General features: G+C 60.7%; 1 protein-coding gene. It reads left to right on the plus strand.

The genetic code is table 11. From position 1 onward, the window contains the following. Window positions 1-24 precede the first annotated feature (24 nt). Window positions 25-374: LysR substrate-binding domain-containing protein (locus NCR39_RS29505; RefSeq protein WP_250456323.1), on the plus strand; the 350-nt coding region annotated here is incomplete at its 3' end.

The raw sequence follows: 374 nt of genomic DNA on the forward strand, positions 1-374 counted from the left end.
GCCGGCATACGCAACGGCGATCGCGTGGACAAGGACATGGTCGCGGTCCGGATTGCGCCCGACCTGTGCATGGCAGTAGCCGCATCGCCCGCCTATATGGAAGGAAAGCAGCTTCCCACCAGCCCGCATGACCTGACCATGCACCGTTGCATCAACCTTCGGTTGCCCACACACGGCGGCCTGTATGCGTTGGAATTCAAGAAGGGACGGAAGTCGCTCAGCGTGCGTGTGGAAGGGCAGACGACCTTCAACAATACCTTGCTGATGCTGCAGGCGGCGCTCGATGGTAATGGCCTGGCCTATGTACCGTTCGATCTCGTGCAGCCTCATATCGAGCAAGGCCTGCTGCTGCCCGTGCTGCAAGACTGGTGGTG

The organism is Caballeronia sp. ATUFL_M2_KS44 (assembly GCF_023630965.1).
Taxonomy (GTDB): Bacteria; Pseudomonadota; Gammaproteobacteria; order Burkholderiales; family Burkholderiaceae; genus Caballeronia; species Caballeronia concitans.